This is a genomic window from Lysinibacillus sp. FSL K6-4013 (assembly GCF_038630435.1).
Lineage (GTDB): Bacteria > Bacillota > Bacilli > Bacillales_A > Planococcaceae > Lysinibacillus > Lysinibacillus boronitolerans.
The window spans coordinates 1,366,698-1,388,307 of record NZ_CP152031.1; the positions used below are offsets into that span (position 1 = coordinate 1,366,698).

Consider the following 21,610-nt stretch of genomic DNA (forward strand, 5'->3'; position numbering starts at 1 on the left):
AAGAGGAGAGAGTTTTCTATGAAGAAAAATGTTAAACTTCAATCGTTTATTACGATTGGCATGCTGAGCAGTATTTCGTTTTTATTAATGCTTTTTAATTTCCCAATTCCACCATTCCCAGCATTTTTGGAAGTCGACTTTAGTGATATGCCAGCATTAATAGCAGCCATCACTATGGGGCCTGTGGCTGGTATTTTAGTAGAATTATTTAAAAATGTATTGGATTGGATTTTCTCGGGAACGCCAACAGGTGTGCCAGTAGGTCATATTGCCAACTTTGCAACAGGTATTTTATTTATTTTACCAGTAAGCCTTATTTTTAATCGCTTTAAAACAATTGCTGGTCTTGTTGGAGGTTTAGCGACTGGAACAGTTGTAATGGCAGTAGGCATGAGTATTTTAAACTACGCAGTATTTTTACCGATGTACACATACTTCTTAGGTATGGAGCCTGTTGTAGGTGATTCGCTTTATAAAATGATCATCGCTGGGATTTTACCATTTAACATTGTAAAAGGTATTTTATTAACGGCTATTATGGCGTTTTTATTTACAACAATGCGCAAATGGATCGACCGCCAGCGTTCTATCTATATAACAAAATAATTTTTACTAACCTCGGGTGAACATACCTGAGGTTTTTTGTTGGAAGGAATGATGGATAGGGAAAGGTGTGAAGAATAGAAAGGCTAAACTAACGGATAAATATAGAAAAAAGTAATGGGGTAAAAAAGCTAACTAGTACTTTATAATTACAACCTAGTCGAAAGCTATATTTTCATGTAAAATAGAGAAGAGTTTAGAATGTTTGAGGAGTTTGAAGAGATGAGTGGAAAAAAAGGACAGTGGTCTAGTAAATTAGGTTTTATTTTAGCATCAGCTGGTGCGGCGATCGGACTAGGGGCAATTTGGAAACTTCCCTATGTAACAGGACAAAGTGGTGGAGGAGCATTTTTCCTTATCTTTGTGTTATTTACCTTGTTAATAGGACTACCGATGTTATTGTCCGAGTATGTTTTAGGACGTGGTACACAATCCGAGGCTGTAACAGCGTATAAAAAAATTGCTCCAACTAAGCCAGGCTGGGCTTGGATTGGTCGAATGGGCGTGCTAGGCTGTTTTTTATTATTAACTTTTTATAGCGTAGTTGGAGGTTGGATCTTTATTTATAGCGGGCTAGGTGTAGCTGGCGCGGTAATTGATCCAGCAGTAGATCCAGCTGAACTATTTGGAAAAATTATAGGTACGCCTTGGATTACGCTAGTTGGACTAGTGTTGTTTACATTAGCCAACGTACTTGTGATTTCATTAGGTGTACAAAATGGAATTGAAAAGGCCAATAAATGGATGATGCCGTTACTCTTCATAATGTTCATTGTCCTTGTTGTGCGTGCAGTTACATTAGATGGGGCAATGGAAGGGGTAAAATTCTTCTTATGGCCTGATTTCTCGAATATTACAGGTAAAGCATTATTAGAAGCCCTAGGACAATCGTTCTTTGGGTTAGCAGTAGGCTTTTCTTGTCTAGTTACATATAGCTCTTATTTAAAAAAGGATGTCAGTCTTCCGAATTCAGCGGGTTCTGTAGTGTTGTTAACCGTGCTTGTTTCATTTTTAGCAGGTTTAGCGATTTTCCCTGTGGTGTTCGCCTTTGATTTAGAGCCAGCAGCGGGTCCGGGTTTGCTATTTATGGTGCTGCCAACAGCTTTTAGTCAAATGCCATTTGGTGAAGTGTTTTTAGCCATGTTTTTATTGCTATTTTTATTTGCTACATTAACGTCATCATTTAGTTTATATGAGATTATCGTCGCGGCATTTATGGAGCATAGTCAGAAATCCCGACCGATGTGGACGCTTTTACTTGGTATAGTCGTATTTATTGCAGCTATTCCAGCAGCACTTTCTTCGAGTGTATTATCGGATATAATGATTTTTGAGAAAAGTATCTTTGATGCAACCGATTTTTTAGTGTCGAATATCATGCTTCCATTAGGGAATTTATTCATTGCTATTTTTATTGCCTATGTAGTGGATAAAGAATTTGTGAAGAGAGAATTGCTAACGGGTAGTCAAATGGGGCAAGGCTATTATTCTACATATCGTATGTTAATGTTAGTTGTTGTACCGATTATTATTCTCGTTGTGTTTGTTAATATGCTACTGCAGTATTAAAGAAAAACAAAACAGTCAATTGAAAGGTAGAAATGGATATCTGTTGCTTGGCTACTTGCTTTCCTATCTAACCAAAAAAATCTAATCTATTTAGCAAAGGTTTTCAAATAAAATGAAGGTGTTCATTACTCTTTATGTAGAGGTGCTGTCAATCACCACTTCTCCACATTGAAATCGCTATGCTACTATGAAAAAATGGTTGATTGGAGTGGAGCCAGGGGTCAAAGATGAGACCCTGGAGCGAATGGAAGTGAGTAAAGCGGCTCATCGGACGCCCCCTAGACGCTGGCGGAACGGAAATACCTTTCACCTTGCAAAGTTGCTTTTTCTGCCGTGGACATCTTCTTTTTTTGGTTCTATAATAAATGTTGGGGTTTTTAAACAATTTCTAAAATAAAAATGCACAACATCACCTATTTTACTATACTTGAATTGTTGAGAAACAAGTTAGTAAAGGGGAGTTGTGCTGTATGAATTTTAACATGGAATTACCAGGATTTAAAGGAGTAAAGATTGAGGAAATTATCGAACAAGAGAATCGCATTTTGCTGTATATTTCAATGCCTATAAAGGAACATATTTGTCCCGAATGTGGTAAAAACACAACGAAAATTCATGATTATCGAATGCGTAAGATTGGACATCTTCCAATGTGGGGACGTTTAACGATATTGATGTATAAAGGTCGTCGCTATCGTTGTACTTGCGGAAAGCGTTTTTCCGAAAAAGCTCCATTTATCGAGCGTTATCAACGTTTTTCTAAAGAGGCAAATCAAGCTATGATCCTTCAATCTGTTAAAGCGAAAACATTTAAGGAAGCTGCAATCACACTTGGTACATCTATTTCTACAATACTTCGGAGATTCTACAAACAAACCAAAGTAGCGTTACCTGAAGGTTTTCGTTTACCAAAAGCCATTGCCATTGATGAGTATAAAGCGGATACGGATTCGGGAAAATATCAGCTGATTATAGCGAATGCGGAGACACATGAACCGATTGATATTTTACCGAATCGTCGACTACAAACAATAAAAGCTTACTTACAAAAATACGGTCAAGATGTGGAAGTTGTCGTTATGGATATGAATGGAAGCTTTAAAGCGGCTGTCTATCAAGCTTTAGCGAAACCGATTATTGTAGCAGATCGGTTCCATTATTGTCGGTATATTCACTGGGCTTTGGATGATGTCAGAAGAAAAGTTCAAAAAGAATGGCACGCCTATGATCGCAAAAAGTGTAAGAAAATGCGATTTGTTTTACATAAAAATTCAGCGAAATTAACTGAGGAAGAGCGTTGGTATTTAAATTATTATCTTGGTTTATCACCTGAATTGAAAAAAGCATATGAGTTAAAAGAAGATTATAAACATTGGTTTACACAGGCCAAAGAAGAAAAGGATATTCAAAAGATTAAAAATGGATTAGAAGCATTTTACCGTAAGGTAGAAGAGGCAACTATTCCTGCATTTAGAAAGCGAATACAAACGTTAAAAAACTGGCAGGTAGAAATCTTAAATAGCTTTGTATTCAACTATTCAAATGGTTTTTTAGAAGGTATTAATAATAAATCAAAAGTGCTCAAACGAAATGCTTATGGCTTCCGCAAATATGAGCACTTTAAAGCGAAAATATTATTAGGACACATGTATAGAAAAATAGGATTATATGTTGGGTGAGAAAATGAAACGAGCCGACCTGCCCCATCCATTGCTTCCTCGCTACGCTTCGTAAGCAATGGATGGGGCAGGAAAAGTGATTCTTGTAAACTAAAAAATTTACTTCTCTCGTTTGTCACCCCAACAATTGACAAAGGACCCTTTTTTTAAACATGAAAAGGTGTATTCCGTCTATTAGGAATACACCTTTTTATTATGGTTACAAAGATTAATAATCGTTAAGTGATAGCTCACCTAGCCAATCTTCTTTAATAATCTTCCTTGCTTGTTCTTCGCTTTTGGCAATAGGGAATACTTTATCAACCTGTGAAATAGCGAATAAGTTGCGAATGAAATCATCGACGACAATAATGGCGATTTTCTTATCTTTTACAGACACTTTCTTAGCAAAATTAACGATCATACCGAATCCAGTACTATCAATATTTGTTACCTTTTGCATATCGATAATGTATCCATGCTTTGTGTCTAAGCTAAGTGTTTGAAGCTCTGACTTTATTTCTTCAATCATCCCGTATTCTAAATCGCCTGTAAACGCAATTACAATATAATCAGCCTTTGTGTCAATATTCATTGCAATTTTCTTCTGATTCATCCTATAGCGCCTCCATTATTCTTTTCTTGTTTGGGGATTTATTCAAACTTAAATTTATTCACTTCATTTTGTAAATTATCAGCAATTGATGATAACTCATCTGAGCTTTGTGTAATTTCTGCAACAGTCGCATATTGCTCTTCTGAGGTTGCTGCAATCTCCTCTGTAGCTGCGGCAGCGTCCTCAATGATACGAGAAATATCTTGAATTGCTTGTTGTACGCTTAAAGAGTTGTCGTTAACATGTGTAAATGCCACTTTCATTTGTTCGACGCCTTCCTCAGTTTCGACAACTTTCTCCACGATTTCCTTAAGGGCACTTCCACCTTTATTGATGATCGTAACCTGCTCCTCGACAGCCAGTAAATTGCTTTCCATCGTTCGTACGGTTACAGATGTTTCAGCCTGGATATCATTAATAAGATTTGTAATTTGTCCTGCTGCTAAACTTGACTGCTCTGCAAGTTGACGAACCTCTGATGCAACGACAGCAAAGCCTTTTCCTTGATCACCTGCTCGTGCTGCCTCAATGGCTGCATTGAGTGCTAACAGATTCGTTTGTTCTGCGATCCCAGTGATAACGGTAATAATACCACCAATTTCTTCAGAGCGCTTGCCTAATTTTTGGATAGAATCAGTTGCATAAGACACAGTTTTTGTAACATCACTTAGATGCATAATCGCTTCATTGATGGCTTCTTCTCCTTTACGTGCGATATGAGTGGATTCGATAGCGCTATTTAAAGTGATTTCAGCCTTTTGTAAGCTCTTTGATACTTCTTCAATCGTTTTTTGCATCATTGAAACTATTCGTTCAGCCTGATCAGATTGAGTGGTAGTACCAACGGCGATTTCATTCATTGTTAGTGCAATCTGATTAGATGCTTCACTTGTTTGATGTGATGATTCTGCCAAAGTGTGTGACGACTTTGCAATTTGGTGTGCACTACCAGCTACAATCTTTATCGTCTCTGTTAAATGATTTTTCATACTACTAAATGCGCGTGCTAATTCAGCGATTTCATCTTTGCCTTTAGGGTTTAACAGTTTAACATTTAAATTTAGTTCTGCTAATTCCTTGGCATTGGTACTTAAAATGTTAATAGGATTTACAATTTGCTTTTGTAAGAACCAACTAATTCCTCCGATCATTACAATGGCAATCACTAAGGAAATAGCTACATTCTCCAGTGCTGATTTTGTTGCAATGCTTATATAAGGAGCGGTAGGGACAGCGGTTGCCCATACACCGATCACCTCGCCTTGACTATTTACGATAGGATCATAGGCTGCTTGATGCAAACTTCCTAAGACATTTGCAGAACCGATAAAGCGCTTTTTTTCTCCGAGCACAACAGTTGCAACCTCGTCAGAAACCTTTGTATTTAAAGCACGCTCACCATTATCCACTATATTGGTACTGATACGAGTATCGTTTTGAAAGATGGATACAGCATTCCCGTTTGTAAGTTCTCCAACTTTATCAGCCACCTCAAAGTTTTCTACCATATTGATATCGCCTTTATAGAGCTGATTGTTTTTTATGGACCATTCTCCAGGGTATTTAGCATCTAAATATTCATAGCTCAATTGTATATCTGATAAAAGCTTTGTATCAGCACTTTCTAATAGATTGTTCTTGGCAACAAAAAAATTGACGCCTGCTAAAAGGGAAGTAAGTAAAATAATACAACCAAATATAAGCAGATTCATTTTCTTTCGTATAGATAACTTCATTAAAACGCCCCCAATTTTACGTTTACTTTATAGATGAAACTTTTTGGAAATACCTACTAAAAATTTTGTTTCAGAAATATTTTCGAACCAAATATGGTCTACCATATTTTTGACAAAAAATAAACCGCGTCCACGATCAGCATAATCAAGTTTGTCTAAATCGAATTGAAGAACTTTGTCCCAGTCCTTTTCGTCAATACCTTTTGCTTCGTCAGTGACAGTTATTTTTATTTCTTCGTTTGATTGAGTTACATGTATTTGAATTTCCTTTTGAGTGGGTATATTAATTTTCCCCATAGCCTCTACGGCATTGATGACTAATTCATGAACAACAAATCTTATTTCTCGTTTATAAGGTAGATTATATAAATTTGTATAATTCTCCATAATTTGATCAATAAAGGCTATAGCTTGTGTATCAGGATTTACATTGAGTGTGAATTCCATCTTCAATCACCTACCCTTTAATGTAATTGTTATTGAAACGACTGTGATGTCATCGCTGTAATCATTGTCAATTAAATTGTATTTTTGAGAAAATTTTTGTAGTGCATAGCTATTATCCTGTGAAGCATAAGCGTAGAAAAAGTCCATATCAATTGAATTTTGCTCGTTCAATGTTAATAATCCATCTGTATAAAGAATAATACGGTGCCAGCCTGATAAAGGTATTGTTTTTTTATTTATTTGAATAGTAGGGAATAGTCCGAGGATAGGTGTATTCGCTGGGAGGAAGACTGTTTCTCCATATTTTCCAAATAAAAAACCAGAAGGGTGAGCCGCATTCACATAGTGCAATGTTCCATTTTTCGTATCTAGAAGTATGTAAATCGCCGTCATTAAAAAACGGTCCATATCTTCATCAGAAAATAGCTCGTATATTTGGCGGTTAAGTTCTTGGATTACTGCTACTGGATCAATTAACTTAGTGATTATCCCTTTTAATAATGATCTAATGGACATCGTAACGAGTGATGCAGCTATGCCATGCCCCATTGCATCGTACAGAAGAATGGCGGTTAAGTGGTCATTAATCTTAAACCAACAGTACATGTCACCTCCTAGTGTATTAGATGTTACATAAAGACCATCAATCTGTATTTGCTCAAGATTTAATGGAGGAGATAGTGCGTTCTTTTGGAATTTTTTTGCAACGAATAAATCTTTTTGAATCATACTTTCTTGCTGCTTTCGAAGCGTGGCTTCCTTCTGATATTTTAAGGCTACTTGAATTCGAGTTTTAAAATGAGTAAAATCAAACGGCTTTAAAATAAAGTCGAAAATACCTGCTTCAAACACCCTATCGATTGTTATGTTTTTTTCGTAGGTAGTGGATAGAAGGATAGGGACATCTATCCAATTTTTAAGTACATGAATGTGCTGACAAATTTCCTCGCAATTGCTGAGTGTCATTTTAGTGTCGAGGACGATTAATTCCAGCTCATCTTTCAAAGATGAATCTACTAAATAATTCATTGCTGCTTCCGTTGTTGAAAAGCAATGAATATTTGGGATGCTGATACGATGAAAATATTTCTGCAGACGTAGCACATCATTACTTACGCTGCCAATAATTAATACTGACATGCCTACTAAATTCACCGCCTTATGTATCTATAACTAAATATTTCCTGGAAGCCAACATAATGATTTCTAACCATAATTATATACTCCGTATTTACTGATAATATGAATAAATGAAAATTCTAATTTGCTATAAATTTACCAATAAATATGGCATTATACAAGGCTTTTGTGATATAAAGTAAAACTTAATCAATAGGATTTTTGACATCTAGGTTCTTGGATAGGGTTCACGGGTTAACTTTTTAACGATGCTCTTGATATATCTGCATTTGATGCATGAGGAAGTAGAGAATGCTTCGTCTCTAGTCATGATACTTGACTGTACATTTTTAGAGTGACGAAGGATTTTGTAAGACTAAAGGCCTTTTGTAGAAAGTATTAATTTTGCCCTTCTTTTAAGGTGAAAGATCGCTATTTGAGATGGAAATGTGGTAAGAAAAATTAATCTAAAAAAGGGATTAATATATTCGATAAAATGCATGTTATAAAACATTACATACATATTGCTTATTATTCAATTTTAATGTATTTTTAGATCAGTCATAAAAAAGTATGTTAATTAAATTTACATTGGAGTGGTGAAAAATGAAACATTATACCAAAGAAGATATTATACGTCGAGTGAAGGAAGAAAATGTGAAATTTATTCGCCTACAGTTTACAGATATATTAGGGACAATCAAAAATGTGGAAGTGCCTGTCAGTCAATTAGAAAAAGCGCTAGATAATAAAGTCATGTTTGACGGCTCTTCAATCGAAGGTTTTGTGCGTATTGAAGAATCGGATATGTATTTAAAGCCTGATTTCAATACCTTCGTGATTTTTCCTTGGACTGCTGAAAAGGGGAAAGTGGCACGCTTTATCTGTGATATTGCAAGACCAGATGGTACACCGTTTGAAGGAGATCCACGCTCCAATTTAAAACGAGTATTGAAGGAAATGGAGGAGCTAGGCTTTACTTCGTTTAATTTAGGGCCAGAGCCTGAATTTTTCCTATTCAAGTTGGATGAAAAGGGGCGTCCGACACTGGAATTAAATGATAGTGGGGGCTATTTTGATTTAGCGCCAACTGATTTGGGAGAGAACTGTCGTCGTGATATTGTTTTAGAGCTAGAGGGAATGGGCTTCGAGATTGAAGCGTCTCATCATGAAGTAGCACCAGGCCAGCATGAAATCGACTTTAAGTATGCGAGTGCTATTGAGGCATGTGACAATATCCAAACATTTAAACTAGTTGTAAAAACCATTGCTGCACAGCATGGCCTCCACGCAACATTTATGCCAAAGCCACTATTTGGGGTCAATGGGTCAGGAATGCATTTTAATCTCTCGTTATTTGAAGGTGATAAAAATGCCTTCTACGATGAACATGCAGACTTGCAATTAAGTGCAACCGCACGTAGCTTTATGGCAGGAATCATGAAGCATGTGCATGGCTTTACGGCTATCACAAATCCACTTGTCAATTCCTATAAACGATTAGTACCTGGCTATGAAGCCCCTTGCTATGTAGCTTGGTCTGCTCAAAACCGCTCACCATTAATTCGTATTCCAGCAGCTCGTGGACTATCTACACGAATTGAATTGCGTTCAGTGGATCCAGCAGCAAACCCTTATTTAGCAATGACTGTTATTCTAGCATCTGGGCTGGATGGTATACGAAAAGATTTAACGCCACCAGCTGCAGTAGACCGTAACATTTATAAAATGACAGCAGCGGATCGGGAGTTGAATGGGATTGATAGTTTACCATCCTCATTAGAATTTGCGTTAATCGAATTAGAGATGGATGCCATTGTTCGTGATGCACTGGGTGACCATATTTACGATAAATTCACAGCTGCGAAAGAGATTGAATGGAATAAATATCGCACACGTGTCCATAACTGGGAGCGTGAGGAGTATTTAACGATGTACTAAAGGTTGGGGCTGTTTTAGCTCCAACTTTTTTATGTGACATGTACTTCTTTTTGCTCTATCATAAGATTAAAGGAGTGTGGACAATGACACAGATAACTCAAGTTGTGACAATTCAAAACAATGATATTGTGCAATTTGAACTTGATATTAACCGAGCTTTAGTAGATTTAAAAGGCTTTTTCATACTTGATATCAAATACAATACGCTCTTTATTGGAGAGCAGACGGTCATCCATTCTGCTTTAATTATTTATCAGCAAAGCGATTACACCATTTAACAAGAGGGGTCATGTCGATGAGACGTGACTTTTTTTAATAAAAGATAAACTCGAGTGTTGGGGAAGGTTAATGGTATTCGGGTAACTTCCTCCTTTGATTTTCATGCAATGTCATAAATGAATTCATCTACATCAGGGATCATCATTTTTCCCTAACCAGGACCGTTTCAAAATAATGAACCTCCACAACTTCATTATGTCTATAATAATTTCTTTAATAATCTTAATGAGATTGCCTGTTTCTTCATAAACCCTACCGAATGTAGCGTGTCTCAAAGTCTTCTACTGCCTCTTTACCACCTGATGGATCTGCCCGTATTTTTGCTTCATCCTTATTTCCTTGTAAAACCATTAATAATTGATTATCTTTCGTTTAAGCAAAAAGCAGCAACATCTTGCCGTTTGACCAAGAAAAAACCTCCATTTCATTTCTGTATATAATAAACTTATCTTTTTTTAATGTTGGTTAAGCAAAGGAGGGATAATAAAATACGGTTAGGTCTTCCTAATTCTTAATTCAATTGATTTTGTTAAATCTGTCCTGAAAGATTGGTCAGAGTTTAATGTATTTCAATAGAAAATTTAAAGAAAATTCTTTCTATTTAGCCTGTCCAAAGTTAGCATAAAAAGACAGGTTAAGCAGCCATATCTATTTTATGATGGAATCAAGGAGTGAGAGCAATGAGTTGGATTGAGTCGATTCAAAAGGCCATTAATTATATGGAGGATCATTTATTAGAGGATATTACGATTGAACAGATTGCACAGGAGGTTAATTCATCTGTCTTTCATTTTCAGCGAACATTTGCCATTTTGACAGATATGTCTATTGCAGATTATCTACGGCGAAGAAGATTAACATTAGCTGCACAAGAATTGCTGGGTACTGAACAAAAAATAATCGATCTTGCCTACAAATACGGCTATGAAACTCCTGAAGCCTTTACTAAAGCGTTTCGTAAACAACACCATGTAACGCCTAGTGAAGCAAGAAAGAAGCAAGGACCATTACAATCATATAATCGCCTGGTCATACAGGTAAGCTTGAAGGGAGCAGAACCAATGAAGTATAAAATTATTGAAAAAGACAAGTTTCAAATTGTCGGTGTAAAAAGAACATACAACTGTCAAAATGGGGAGAACACAACGGAAATACCTCTATTTTGGCAAGAGGTCAACCAAAGTGGCTTTGATCATCAGCTATACCAATTAAATAATGGCACGGTCAATGGCGTACTAGGTGTTTGTGTACCAAATACAGAACAGGGACAAAAGGGCTTCATTGATTATTGGATTGCTACTGATCATGTAGGAGAAGTAGGTGAAGATCTCTTAACAATGGAAGTACCTGCATCTAAATGGGTTATCTTTGAAGTACATGGACCTATGCCTGATGCAATGCAAAATACATGGAAACAAATTTATTCAGAGTGGTTCCCATCCAACCCATATGAACCAGCAGGAACAGCGGAGTTGGAGGTTTATCCTGAAGAGGATGCTTATAGCCCTGATTCGTATTCAGAAATTTGGATTCCAATAAAATAACAAGAAAGCCAAGGGTGCAATACTAGTGCATCCTTGGCTTTTATTATTCTACTGAAAAAATTCACCCTTTTTTTAGCTTTGTTAAAGATGTAAAATATATGTATGTTTAAAATAAACGGTTTAGCGGCGTTTATTAATCGTTACATAATTTCATAAGGGGGCTAATAAACGATGAGAGGTACGATTCAAAACAAACGTGTGGAAATTTCACAAGAGGACGCACAGCAATACTTAAAGTTGGGAAAAGTGGCACATGTCGCAACAGTTGATGAGGAAGGTTTTCCTTATGTTATTCCGTTTGTCTATGTATATGAAGGGGAGGACAAACTATACTTGCATATTGGTAATCTTCGAGAAAGTCACTTTTGGTCAAATATCAAACAAAATCCTAAAATTTGTATAGAAGTGTGCGATATGGGTGATTTACATCCAGGCAAAAAATATGCCTGTCAATCCGCACTAGTTTATCAAAGTGTGGTTCTGTTTGGACATATCGAAAGAATTGAAGAGGAATCAAAAAAAGTATGGTTCTTTGATGCGCTGCTGGATAAGTATGGAAATCCTGAATGGACATTTGAAAGAGAGGGCTATCCGATTATGCCGAAAATCGAACTATTTGAAGTAAAAATAGAAAAGCTGACAGGGAAAATAAATCACGGCATGTATCATTAATCAAAAAGGCTAAGTATTGGTTGAATTCTACCATGCTTAGCCTTTTCTTCTTACGATTTTGTTAAAGTGTAAAGTTGTAGAGTATCTTCAGTATTGTGCTTCTCTTGGTAAATGAAATTCAATTTTTTTAAAACCTTGATTGAATTGATATTGGCAGCGTCAACTTCTGCCACAATTGTTTCCATTTTTAAGTGCTTAAAGGCATAATCAATTAAAGCAGTTATAGCTTCTGTTGCATAGCCTTTTCCCCAATATTCCTTGCCCAAATCATAGCCAATCTCTGTTAGAGCATTGTCATAATCAAGCATATTAAAGCCGCATGAGCCAATGATATGATTAGATGCCTTTTCAAAAATAGAGAAGCGGATTGCCTTGTGTTGCTTAGCTAATTGTTCTAGAAGTTCAATCATTTCCAGGGCCTGCTCTTCTTGTGTAAACTGAGTAATATTCATATACTTGGTTACATCAGGATCAGACCAAATAGCTAATAAACTTTTAGCATCAGCTTTTCCCATTTTTCGTAACCGTAATCTTTCCGTGTCGATATTTTCAATCAATACTTTTGCCTCCAAAATTATAATGATGTTGGATGAAAAATATTGCTATCTGCGCATAATTCAGTCCCTTCATATGGATATAAGTTTATTATAATAGAAAGGATACATACTGCAAAATACTGGAGGAAATCGCATGATAAAAGTCTCGGAAGAGCAATATCCTATCATTAAACAATTTATTTCAAGTGCCCCGACATTTGTTTATAGTATACTAGATCGAATGATAGAAGGAGCTGTCTATTCCGATACAGCTGCTTTTCAAACATTATTATTTCACACGAAATCAGGGATATACTATGTATATGGCGATGAAAATAAGACTTCGATTGATTATCAGCTTGCTTATTGTTTTCAACAGGCTATAGAACAACAGAAACGGTTTACCTTATTTTCTTATTCTGAACAGTGGAATACTAAAATCGAACAATTGTTAAATAATCAGCTAAGAAAGCTAGAACGCTATACATTTACATTTGATGAAAATATTTATAATCATAGAGAGAAGCATGGGGAAGGTGATTACGAAGTCAAATTTATTACTGAACCCCTGATTAAAAATTCACTGGAATTTGATCAGACTTATTATGAGGAATATTGGGATTCTACCTCTAATTTTCTCAAAAATGGCTTTGGCTTTTGTTTCGTACATAATGAACAAATCATTAGTGAAGCCGTCTCTATATTTAAGTCAAATGACTATGCAGAAATTGATATTATGACAGATCCAAACTATAGAGGACAAGGATTAGCAAGTAGCATTGCAGAAGCCTTTATAGATCATTGTCTAGTCAACCAGCTAAAGCCTTGTTGGGATTGTGATATTTCAAATACAGGCTCCATTCACCTAGGCACAAAGCTTGGTTTTACGACTCCGCAAAAATATGCTATCTATACAAAAAAGTAGCCCACGCGGTTATTATAAACATCGTGAGCTTTATGCGCTGTTAAAAGAAACGATTGCGTAATTCAAAAACTCGATAGAATAGTCTAGCGTCTCTAGCCATTTTATTTGGTGCGTTCATATGGGGACGGAGGCATTGTTGAAACAATTCATCACAGTATTTTGTGCTACCGTGTCGTTCATAGCATTCATCATGCAGTTTACAGCAAGCGTCCACTGCATTTGTAGGCATACCTGGTCCTGAGCAGCCAGGGCCACAGTATCGGTAGCCAGGATAACAAAAACCGAGCTTGCGATTTCTATTCATCTCCTTAACCTCTCTTTTCGATGTCTTTTCTATAAAATATGTAATATTTCATCATAGAAGAGGATAAAAAACTATAAGACTATTCTTTTTGATTTGTAAGGTTCCTGTAAGCTTAAAAATAATTAGTTGTAAGGATGGTGCGTTATGCTAGCTATAGCATAAAAGATAAGGAGTTTTTCAACATGAATCCATCCGTTACACAAAAAGAACGAATCATTTCCTTAGATATTATACGAGGATTAGCGTTATTTGGTATTTTATTTATTAATGTAGGTGCCTATCAGCTCTTAATGGAGGGTGCACCAATGCCTGATATGAGTGGAATCAATGGGGTGATTGATTCACTTATTGATATTTTTATAGAAAAGAAATTTTTCTCTATCTTTTCATTCCTATTTGGAGTTGGTTTTTATATTTTTGCTTCACGTGCAGAAGCGCGTGGGGATAGACCGAGATGGCGCTTTGCAAGACGCTTATTTGCTTTATTCGTTATTGGTATTATTCATATTTTTATTTTTTGGGGCTCTATCCTATCCATTTACGCAGTAATTGGTTTTTTATTGCTACCATTTTACTCTGCGAAGGTTTCAACCATTTCTAAATGGTTATTTACCATTATCACACTGCATATTCTGGCACTATTAGGACAAATGTATATGCCGTCTAATGCCGTTTCGTCAGCTATTTTTGGCTTTTTAGGCAATGATGCAGTAGCTATCTTTATTATGTTTTTAAGTGGATTTTTAGTAGCAAAAGCTGATTGGATTGGGCATATTGGAGCGCATAGTCAAAAAATAAAATGGTTGCTTTATAGTACTTTCCCATTCTTTATTGGATTCTCATTATGGATTTGGTTTGCCTCACAAGCAGATGACCAACAGCTCCAATCTATCATTGGCTTAGGGGTTGTTCCAACAACCTATTTTTACTTAAGTGGTTTGTTTATTCTATTAGAACATAAAACAATAGCGAAGCTACTTCAGCCAATTGGACGTGTGGGGCAAATGGCCTTTACAAATTATTTGGCGCAAAGCTTTATTGGAACAGCCATCATCTCATTCATGGGGCTAGAAGTAGTTTCACCATCAGATATTGTAGTGATAGCGAGTATTACGTTTATCATTCAAATAATTTTTAGCGTGATTTGGTTTAAGTTCTTTACAATAGGACCATTTGAAAAATTATGGCGCTATATGACTTATGGAAAAAAAGTCGTATCAAAACAATCATAAAACACTGTAAATCCCAAACAATCCTACTGTTTGGGATTTTTTCTGCTAAAATAAATTGTATGTTTTTGTAAAAAACGAAACCTAAAATGGGAGATAATCGTAAACTAGGTACCAGAAATAAAGGAGCGCTTATAATATGGCAAAGCAAATAAAAAAATATATGGCTGTGACAACGGCATCTTTGATGGCTGTACAGCTAGCAGCATGTGGAAATAGTGAATCTCAAACAGTAGAAGAATACCCTTTAACTACTTCTAATCAGGTAACCGAAGATCAAAATCAAGCCATTACAAGTGATGAAATAGAAAGTGTTTACAATAGTGAAATGGCTGAAGCTTGTGATGAATGGCAAGAAGGTGATGATGGTTCCTTTGAATGTATCGATGAAAATTCACCTTACTATGCACAGCATTTCTTTAATGGTTTGATGTATGCAACGGCTGGAGCCATGATAGGAAGTGCGATATATAAAAGTCGCAATTTAAAAAATGGTACAGAGCGAGATGAGCAAAGCAATGGTGGCGGCTCAGCAGTGCCACGATCGTCATCAAGCGCTAAGGATGAGAGTAAACCAACAAATGGTATAACAAACAGTACGCAAAATAAGGCTAGTTCAACTTCAGGTAGCTCAACTTCAAGTGGATCAAATTCTTATTCGAGTGGACAACGCTCCTATTCGACGGATAGTTCATCTAAGAGTTCCAATTCCTACTCCAATAGCTCTTCCACAAGCACAGGAAAATCAGGCTTTGGTACTGGTGGGACATCTCGTGGCGGCTCGTCCTCCTCGTAAGGCTTGGGTAAGGAGTGAAGAACATGATGAATCACACACAGCAACGACAAGCATTTTACTCAAAATTTCCTGACTTCTTTCCTGACTTTGAGGATTTAGAGTATGCATTATATGATGTTTTAGAATTACCAAAGCAGCAAATTGATCAACTTTATTATGCAACACAAATACTTTGGCGCATCTTTTTAAAAGTCGGGAAACAATTTAAACATTTATCAGTCGATCAGCTCTTAGCCTTAGGTATTCGACCAGAAATGATCCCATATATTCAGTTAGATTATTTACAGCAGCAATCCATTCTGGCACGATTTGATTTTATTTGTACGGAGGAGGGCTACATTAAATGTTTAGAGTTAAATGGAGAAACACCTTTTCTTGTACAAGAAACCTTCAAGATGAATGACGCTCTATGTCAGCATTTTGGCTATAAAAATCCCAATGATGTATCAGCCTTACAAAAAGCATTGTCGGGCGCTCTTTTTGCTGCCATCCACTATTTACATGATGTCAAAAAGCCGAAGATTGTCATCACAGGTAAAACAGCGAAAGAGGACTATGAAGAGTATTGTCAGGTACAGTTTATCAAGTCCTGTATTCCTTTTGACATTGAGTATGTGCCCATTCAAGAACTTATTATCTTTTCTAGTGATACATCTGAGGTAGCACAAGGTCTTTATACACCCACAATGGAGAAAATTGATATTTTATTTAGACCTGCACACCCTGCAGAGTTTTTAATAGATGATGTGGCAGCGGATGGTGATCGCATTGGCTTGCATCTTTTAGAGCTTGTCAAAAAAAGACAGCTGGCAATTATTAATCCACCTGCTGCCTATGTATTACAATCGAAAATCTTATTATGGTTAATATGGGAGCGGAGAAATGATCCATTGCTCTTTACTTCTGAGGAACGAGCAGCTATTTTGCAATATATGCTTCCTACATACCTGACAGCAGAGCCATTTATTCGAGGTGATATACCCTATGTCAAGAAGCCTGTTTATTCTCGTGAAGGAAATACAGTAGAAATTTACGCAGGAAGTGGGCGGAGAGTAAATGCTTCCACATCCAAACATTATAATGATAATTTGTTTATTTACCAACAGTATGTGGAGATGCCTAGTATAACTGTGCAGTTAAAAGAAGGATATCACGCTAAGAAGTGGCTAATTGGCTCATTTGTTGCGGATAACCAAGCATGTGGTTTAAGCTGTCGGGTAGGCAATCAAATTACAGAATGGGATTCACATTGGTTAGCCGTTGGTTACAAGGAATAGCAAATCTATAGTGCTGAAAAACAAAACCACCCATAAAATTTTTTTATAAGGTGAAAATGGATTGCCGTTGCAGGCTACTTGCTTTCCTGTGGGCGAGCGCCGAACCGCTTCCTTCGCTCCGCTCCGTGCAGGGTTTCGCCTGACTCGCTATCCCACGGGAGTCAAGTAGCCTTCCACTCCAACCTACAAAAGTGTTATCTTTTTAGCAAAGGTTTTCAAATAAAGTGAAGGTGTTCACTTCTTGTCACTCATCACTTCTCCAAATTGAAAATAAGAGCTTATCCCCTCTATGAATACAGATAATGGGCGATTTTATTACTATGCTACTATTAAAAAAGTAAAGACACTTTGCAGAATGGTTGATTGGAGAGGAGCCAGCGTCACTCCTAGAGGATTTAGCGTCACTGATGAGACCCTGGAGCGAACGTAAGTGAGAGAAGCGGCTCATTGGACGCCCCCTGGAAAGGACGCTGGCGGAACGGAAATCAACCCTTACCTTGCCAAAAGGTAATATTTCTCCTAGCGATATTATCTTTTTTCAACAACATGAATTGGCGAGACTTTTTAAAGTATCGCCAATCGTTTGGTCCTTATTCATTCCAGCCTTTACAGACATCAATCCATTCTTTATAGGGAGCATATGTTTCAAGTTCTGAAATGGTTACCTCAATGGCTGAATTACTACTACCGCACGCTGGAAATACTGTAGTAAAACGTTTTAAAGATTCATCTAAATAAATGGCTACGCCCTCGTTGACACCAAAAGGACATACACCCCCGACATCGTGGCCAATCATCGTCTCCACATCATCTTTGGATAACATCTTTGCCTTCGTGCCAAATATGGCTTTATATTTTGCATTATCGATTTTAGCATCACCTGCAGCCACAATTAAGATCGCACCATCATTCACAAGAAAAGATAAAGATTTGGCTATGCGCTCTGGCTCACAGCCAAGCGCCTGTGCTGCTAATTCAACTGTTGCGGAGCTTTCTTCTAATTCTTGTATTTTGTGTTCTACATGCCATTGTGCTAAATGGCGGCGTACTTTTTCAATTGCCATATGTACATCCTCCTACTAATATCAATTATGCCTTAGCATAGGTTGTCGAGATTTTTTGAGATACATCGAAAAGCTCCCATTTCTATAGAGAGCGTTTTCTATATTTGATATACCACATTCACACAAAAAGCATTCATTAAATCAAGACAAATTTAATTTTACCATAATTTTCAGAATATATAGTTGTGAATGCTGTATCTTTCGGGTACCATTGGTGTAAGAGTGTAAAATTACACTAGGGAGGTCTTTGTATGCTTAAGTTTATACAAATAGTATCTATACTAATTGGTTTATCCTTTGTGACATTAATGGTGGCATTCATTATCACATTGAGTGGTGGACTGCATTTAATTTATTTGGTCTTTACTATACCTGTTTGTTTATTTGTCTGGATTGTTTGTAGCATGTTTAAATGGACCAACACAAAAAAACGAAGGGGCTTGCTATTTGGTGTCATGGGAATTGCCCTGTTGATTGCAGCCATCAAACCGATTCAACATTATTATAAAATGAGTATTCCCACTGTTGATGCGGAAATTGATGTAACAGTCTATCAGCCATTTGTCCCTGGCAATAAAGTAGTGAAGAATAAAGCTTCCTTACAATTGACAGAGTCATTACCACGATTAGATGGTGCAACAGCCATGTACCCTTTATATGCGGCTTTTGTGGAAGCTACTTATCCCAAAGGGGAATATCCTCCATATAATAGTAGAGTTCAAGTAAGTCGTACACCAGAGGCCTATCAAAATTTAATTGCTGGAGATGTTGATTTAATATTTGCGGCAGCCCCGTCCACCTCACAAGAATGGCAAGCAGAAAAAGAAGGACTTACATTTGATATGACGCCAATTGGTCGAGAGGCATTTGTCTTTTTTGTGCACCGTAAAAATAAAATCGATAATTTAACACTTGAGCAGGTCAAAAAAATATATGCTGGAGAAATAACTAATTGGCGTGAGGTGGGTGGGGAGGATGAGGCCATTCGTGCTTTCCAACGCCCAGCAGATAGTGGAAGCCAAACGACACTAGAAAAGCTGATGGGCAATACGCCAATCATGGAGGCACCCACTGAAGATGTTGCAACAGGAATGGGGGGAATCATTCGTGAAGTGTCGCAATATCGAAATTATAAAAATGCCTTGGGCTTTACATTTAGATATTATTCTACAGAGATGGTAGGTAACAAAAAGATCAAATTACTATCCATTGACGGAGTAGCACCAACAAAAGAGAATATTCAAAATGGGACATATCCTTTAGTGTCTGAATTTTATGCCATCACAGCAGGAACAGAAAATCAAAATGTACAGAAACTGATTGATTGGATACTTTCTGAGGAAGGGCAGGCAATGGTAGAAAAGGTCGGCTATGTACCAGTGGAAAATCATTGAATAGTTTGCTATACTAAGAGTAATAATCGAATAAAAGTTTTCTAGGGTTCCGTAGCGCTTGCTAGTCTGGTCCGAGAGAAAACCACAAATTGATTTTGTGACACGGAAGGATAAAAGCCTGGGAGATACTGTTTAAAGACAGTTTCTTCAGGCTTTTTTTGTTTGGCTAAAATCGAGTCATTCGGCGAATGCTGAAAAAGTAGTTGAATTAGCTAGTTATTCGGCCGTGTCTTATAAAATGGAGGGATTTATCATGAATAAACAATGGATCAGCGTTATTATAGCGGCTTGCTTTGAAGTTGGCTGGGTCATTGGGTTAAAGCATGCAACAAGTGTACTGGAATGGATTGGTACAGCAATTGCCATTTTTATTAGTTTTTATTTACTCATTAAAGCAGGTGAGCATCTACCAGTTGGGACCGTCTATGCAATATTTGTCGGATTAGGGACAGCTGGTACTGTATGTGCGGATAGCTTGCTATTTGGAGAGCCGTGGAAATTAGCAAAAATTATATGTATTGTTGTGTTACTTGCAGGAGTTGTAGGCTTAAAGCTTGTAACGGGAGAGCCTAAGGAACAAGAGGTGAGTGAATAATGGCATGGATGGCATTAGTTGTTGCAGGGTTATGTGAGATGATGGGCGTATATATGATTAGTAAATATAATAAGACGAAGAGTATGAAAAATTTAGGTCTGTTGATTGGTGCATTCACCTTAAGTTTTGCAGGCCTTGCCTATGCGATGGAAACATTACCAATGGGTACTGCCTATGCGATCTGGACAGGGATTGGTGCAGCTGGGGGAGCACTGCTAGGTATGCTGTTTTTTAATGAATCTAAGGACTGGCGACGCATCGTTTGTATTATCCTTGTATTAGGAGCAGCAATCATGTTGAAATTGCTATCATAATTAAACAGGCACTCCTTATGCAGGAGTGCCTGTTTTTATATTATTTTTTTACGTCTTTTGTCCATTCGGCTACTTTATCTGGATTAGCATCAACCCATTCTTTCGCAGCGTCTTTTGGATCTTTACCATCCATTACTTGTAACATAACACTTTCTAAATCTTCTGCTGTCCAGTGGAAGTTATCGAGTACTGAATATACATCTGGTAAATCTTCTTTTAGGCCTTTACGTACGAATGTATTAATCGTTTCTTCTCCACCATATACACCCTTTGGATCTTCTAAGTATTTAAGATCATATTTCGCAAATTTCCAGTGGGGTGACCAGCCTGTGACAATAATCTCTTCCTTATCTTTCAGCGCTTTTGATAATGCAGTTGTCATGGCGCCAGAAGACGAAGTAATGAAGTTCCAATCTGCTAAATTATCATATTCTTCTATTGCTTTTTCTGTAGCAGCAGTAATGCCTGCACCTGGCTCAATACCAGTGATTGTATGATCTGCTTCATTAGATAAATCTTCAATAGAATTGACATTCATATAGCTTGGTACAACTAAACCGATTTTTGCACCAGCAAGGTTTTCACCTAGCTCATCTAAATCTGCTTTATACTTTTCATATTGTGAAGCATGTGTATGTGGTAGCCACGCAGCAACCATTCCATCAGCCTCTCCTTTTGAGACAGCCTCCCACATGATCGCATTATCCAAAGGAGTTAATGTTACATCATATCCTAAATCTTCGAGTACCTGCCCAACAACATTCGTTGAGGCAATTTCTGTATCCCACTCAACATAGGCTAGGTTTACCTCCTTAGAATCACTGTTTTTTCCAGAACTTGAGCCCGAGTCTCCTCCACTACATGCAGCAAGCATGAAGCCTAGACCTAGAGCCATTCCTAACTTTGAAAGTGTTTTCAGTTTCATCGAATCTCCCTTTCTCTTCATCATTTTGTATCAAACTGCCGGCATCCATCGGAGGATGGAAGGTAGC

At 37.1% G+C, this 21,610-nt stretch carries 22 protein-coding genes and 1 riboswitch; of the genes, 14 read left to right on the plus strand and 8 right to left on the minus strand.

What is annotated here, in order from left to right; all coding sequences use genetic code 11:
• Positions 1-18 precede the first annotated feature (18 nt).
• From MHB39_RS06495 to MHB39_RS06505, 3 genes are all read left to right on the plus strand, one after another.
• Positions 19-606 carry an ECF transporter S component gene (locus MHB39_RS06495; protein WP_036080135.1) on the plus strand — a complete coding sequence of 196 codons (588 nt, stop codon included), beginning with the start codon at positions 19-21 and terminating at the stop codon, positions 604-606.
• Positions 607-825: 219 nt separating this feature from the next.
• A complete protein-coding gene (locus tag MHB39_RS06500; RefSeq protein WP_036080548.1) occupies positions 826-2,172 on the plus strand; it encodes a sodium-dependent transporter in 1,347 nt (448 codons plus the stop codon).
• A 470-nt stretch (positions 2,173-2,642) separates the two neighbouring features.
• A complete protein-coding gene (locus MHB39_RS06505; protein WP_342545650.1) occupies positions 2,643-3,851 on the plus strand; it encodes an ISL3 family transposase in 1,209 nt (402 codons plus the stop codon).
• Positions 3,852-4,059: 208 nt separating this feature from the next.
• On the opposite strand, the gene MHB39_RS06510 is transcribed toward MHB39_RS06505, so the two are convergent.
• Genes MHB39_RS06510 through MHB39_RS06525 form a run of 4 tightly spaced genes read right to left on the minus strand, consistent with a single transcriptional unit; the run spans position 4,060 to position 7,769 of the window.
• Positions 4,060-4,446 (minus strand): STAS domain-containing protein, encoded by a 387-nt coding sequence (locus MHB39_RS06510; RefSeq protein ID WP_016991824.1) that lies wholly within the window; start codon positions 4,444-4,446, stop codon positions 4,060-4,062.
• A 38-nt stretch (positions 4,447-4,484) separates the two neighbouring features.
• Entirely contained in the window at positions 4,485-6,182 is a 1,698-nt protein-coding gene (locus MHB39_RS06515) for a methyl-accepting chemotaxis protein (RefSeq protein WP_036080132.1), read from the minus strand.
• A 27-nt stretch (positions 6,183-6,209) separates the two neighbouring features.
• Positions 6,210-6,629: an ATP-binding protein gene (locus tag MHB39_RS06520; protein WP_036080129.1), complete on the minus strand. Its 420-nt coding sequence runs from the start codon at positions 6,627-6,629 to the stop codon at positions 6,210-6,212.
• Positions 6,630-6,635: 6 nt separating this feature from the next.
• Positions 6,636-7,769, minus strand: coding sequence for a SpoIIE family protein phosphatase (locus MHB39_RS06525; RefSeq protein ID WP_342546040.1), 1,134 nt, complete (start codon positions 7,767-7,769; stop codon positions 6,636-6,638).
• Between the two features lie 585 nt (positions 7,770-8,354).
• Here MHB39_RS06525 and glnA point away from each other — a divergent pair.
• The 4 genes from glnA (at position 8,355) to MHB39_RS06545 (ending at position 12,184) form a co-directional block, all read left to right on the plus strand.
• Positions 8,355-9,689: a type I glutamate--ammonia ligase gene (glnA, locus tag MHB39_RS06530; protein ID WP_036080124.1), complete on the plus strand. Its 1,335-nt coding sequence runs from the start codon at positions 8,355-8,357 to the stop codon at positions 9,687-9,689.
• A gap of 83 nt (positions 9,690-9,772) precedes the next feature.
• Positions 9,773-9,967, plus strand: coding sequence for a hypothetical protein (locus MHB39_RS06535; protein WP_016991830.1), 195 nt, complete (start codon positions 9,773-9,775; stop codon positions 9,965-9,967).
• Positions 9,968-10,648: 681 nt separating this feature from the next.
• Entirely contained in the window at positions 10,649-11,512 is an 864-nt protein-coding gene (locus MHB39_RS06540; protein ID WP_036080121.1) for an AraC family transcriptional regulator, read from the plus strand.
• Positions 11,513-11,683: 171 nt separating this feature from the next.
• The gene (locus MHB39_RS06545) at positions 11,684-12,184 is read left to right on the plus strand and encodes a pyridoxamine 5'-phosphate oxidase family protein (RefSeq protein WP_036080546.1); all 501 of its coding nucleotides are present in this window, start codon (positions 11,684-11,686) and stop codon (positions 12,182-12,184) included.
• Positions 12,185-12,234: 50 nt separating this feature from the next.
• Here MHB39_RS06545 and MHB39_RS06550 read toward each other — a convergent pair whose 3' ends face one another.
• A complete protein-coding gene (locus tag MHB39_RS06550; protein ID WP_342546043.1) occupies positions 12,235-12,741 on the minus strand; it encodes a GNAT family N-acetyltransferase in 507 nt (168 codons plus the stop codon).
• Positions 12,742-12,874: 133 nt separating this feature from the next.
• Between MHB39_RS06550 and MHB39_RS06555 the strand changes: the two genes are divergently transcribed.
• Positions 12,875-13,645 carry a GNAT family N-acetyltransferase gene (locus MHB39_RS06555; protein ID WP_339280664.1) on the plus strand — a complete coding sequence of 257 codons (771 nt, stop codon included), beginning with the start codon at positions 12,875-12,877 and terminating at the stop codon, positions 13,643-13,645.
• Positions 13,646-13,685: 40 nt separating this feature from the next.
• Here MHB39_RS06555 and MHB39_RS06560 read toward each other — a convergent pair whose 3' ends face one another.
• Positions 13,686-13,949, minus strand: coding sequence for a Parvovirus coat protein VP1-like protein (locus MHB39_RS06560; RefSeq protein ID WP_128568202.1), 264 nt, complete (start codon positions 13,947-13,949; stop codon positions 13,686-13,688).
• A 182-nt stretch (positions 13,950-14,131) separates the two neighbouring features.
• Between MHB39_RS06560 and MHB39_RS06565 the strand changes: the two genes are divergently transcribed.
• The 3 genes from MHB39_RS06565 to MHB39_RS06575 all read left to right on the plus strand — a co-directional run bounded on the left by MHB39_RS06565 (position 14,132) and on the right by MHB39_RS06575 (position 17,251).
• On the plus strand, positions 14,132-15,181 hold the full coding sequence (locus MHB39_RS06565; RefSeq protein ID WP_036080113.1) for a DUF418 domain-containing protein: 1,050 nt from the start codon (positions 14,132-14,134) through the stop codon (positions 15,179-15,181).
• 136 nt (positions 15,182-15,317) lie between these two features.
• Positions 15,318-15,974: a hypothetical protein gene (locus MHB39_RS06570; protein ID WP_312124648.1), complete on the plus strand. Its 657-nt coding sequence runs from the start codon at positions 15,318-15,320 to the stop codon at positions 15,972-15,974.
• 23 nt (positions 15,975-15,997) lie between these two features.
• Positions 15,998-17,251 carry a glutathionylspermidine synthase family protein gene (locus MHB39_RS06575; RefSeq protein ID WP_016991836.1) on the plus strand — a complete coding sequence of 418 codons (1,254 nt, stop codon included), beginning with the start codon at positions 15,998-16,000 and terminating at the stop codon, positions 17,249-17,251.
• A 590-nt stretch (positions 17,252-17,841) separates the two neighbouring features.
• On the opposite strand, the gene MHB39_RS06580 is transcribed toward MHB39_RS06575, so the two are convergent.
• Positions 17,842-18,315 (minus strand): YbaK/EbsC family protein, encoded by a 474-nt coding sequence (locus MHB39_RS06580; RefSeq protein ID WP_016991837.1) that lies wholly within the window; start codon positions 18,313-18,315, stop codon positions 17,842-17,844.
• 251 nt (positions 18,316-18,566) lie between these two features.
• Here MHB39_RS06580 and MHB39_RS06585 point away from each other — a divergent pair, with 251 nt between their 5' ends.
• From MHB39_RS06585 to MHB39_RS06595, 3 genes are all read left to right on the plus strand, one after another.
• The gene (locus MHB39_RS06585) at positions 18,567-19,709 is read left to right on the plus strand and encodes a substrate-binding domain-containing protein (protein ID WP_339280666.1); all 1,143 of its coding nucleotides are present in this window, start codon (positions 18,567-18,569) and stop codon (positions 19,707-19,709) included.
• 30 nt (positions 19,710-19,739) lie between these two features.
• Positions 19,740-19,836: riboswitch (guanidine-I (ykkC/yxkD leader) on the plus strand.
• Positions 19,837-19,962: 126 nt separating this feature from the next.
• Entirely contained in the window at positions 19,963-20,304 is a 342-nt protein-coding gene (locus tag MHB39_RS06590) for a multidrug efflux SMR transporter (RefSeq protein WP_004232293.1), read from the plus strand.
• Positions 20,304-20,618 (plus strand): multidrug efflux SMR transporter, encoded by a 315-nt coding sequence (locus MHB39_RS06595; RefSeq protein ID WP_016991838.1) that lies wholly within the window; start codon positions 20,304-20,306, stop codon positions 20,616-20,618. The genes MHB39_RS06590 and MHB39_RS06595 overlap by 1 nt, the downstream gene beginning before the upstream one ends.
• 40 nt (positions 20,619-20,658) lie before the next feature.
• Here MHB39_RS06595 and MHB39_RS06600 read toward each other — a convergent pair whose 3' ends face one another.
• Entirely contained in the window at positions 20,659-21,543 is an 885-nt protein-coding gene (locus MHB39_RS06600) for a glycine betaine ABC transporter substrate-binding protein (RefSeq protein WP_016991839.1), read from the minus strand.
• Positions 21,544-21,610 lie beyond the last annotated feature (67 nt).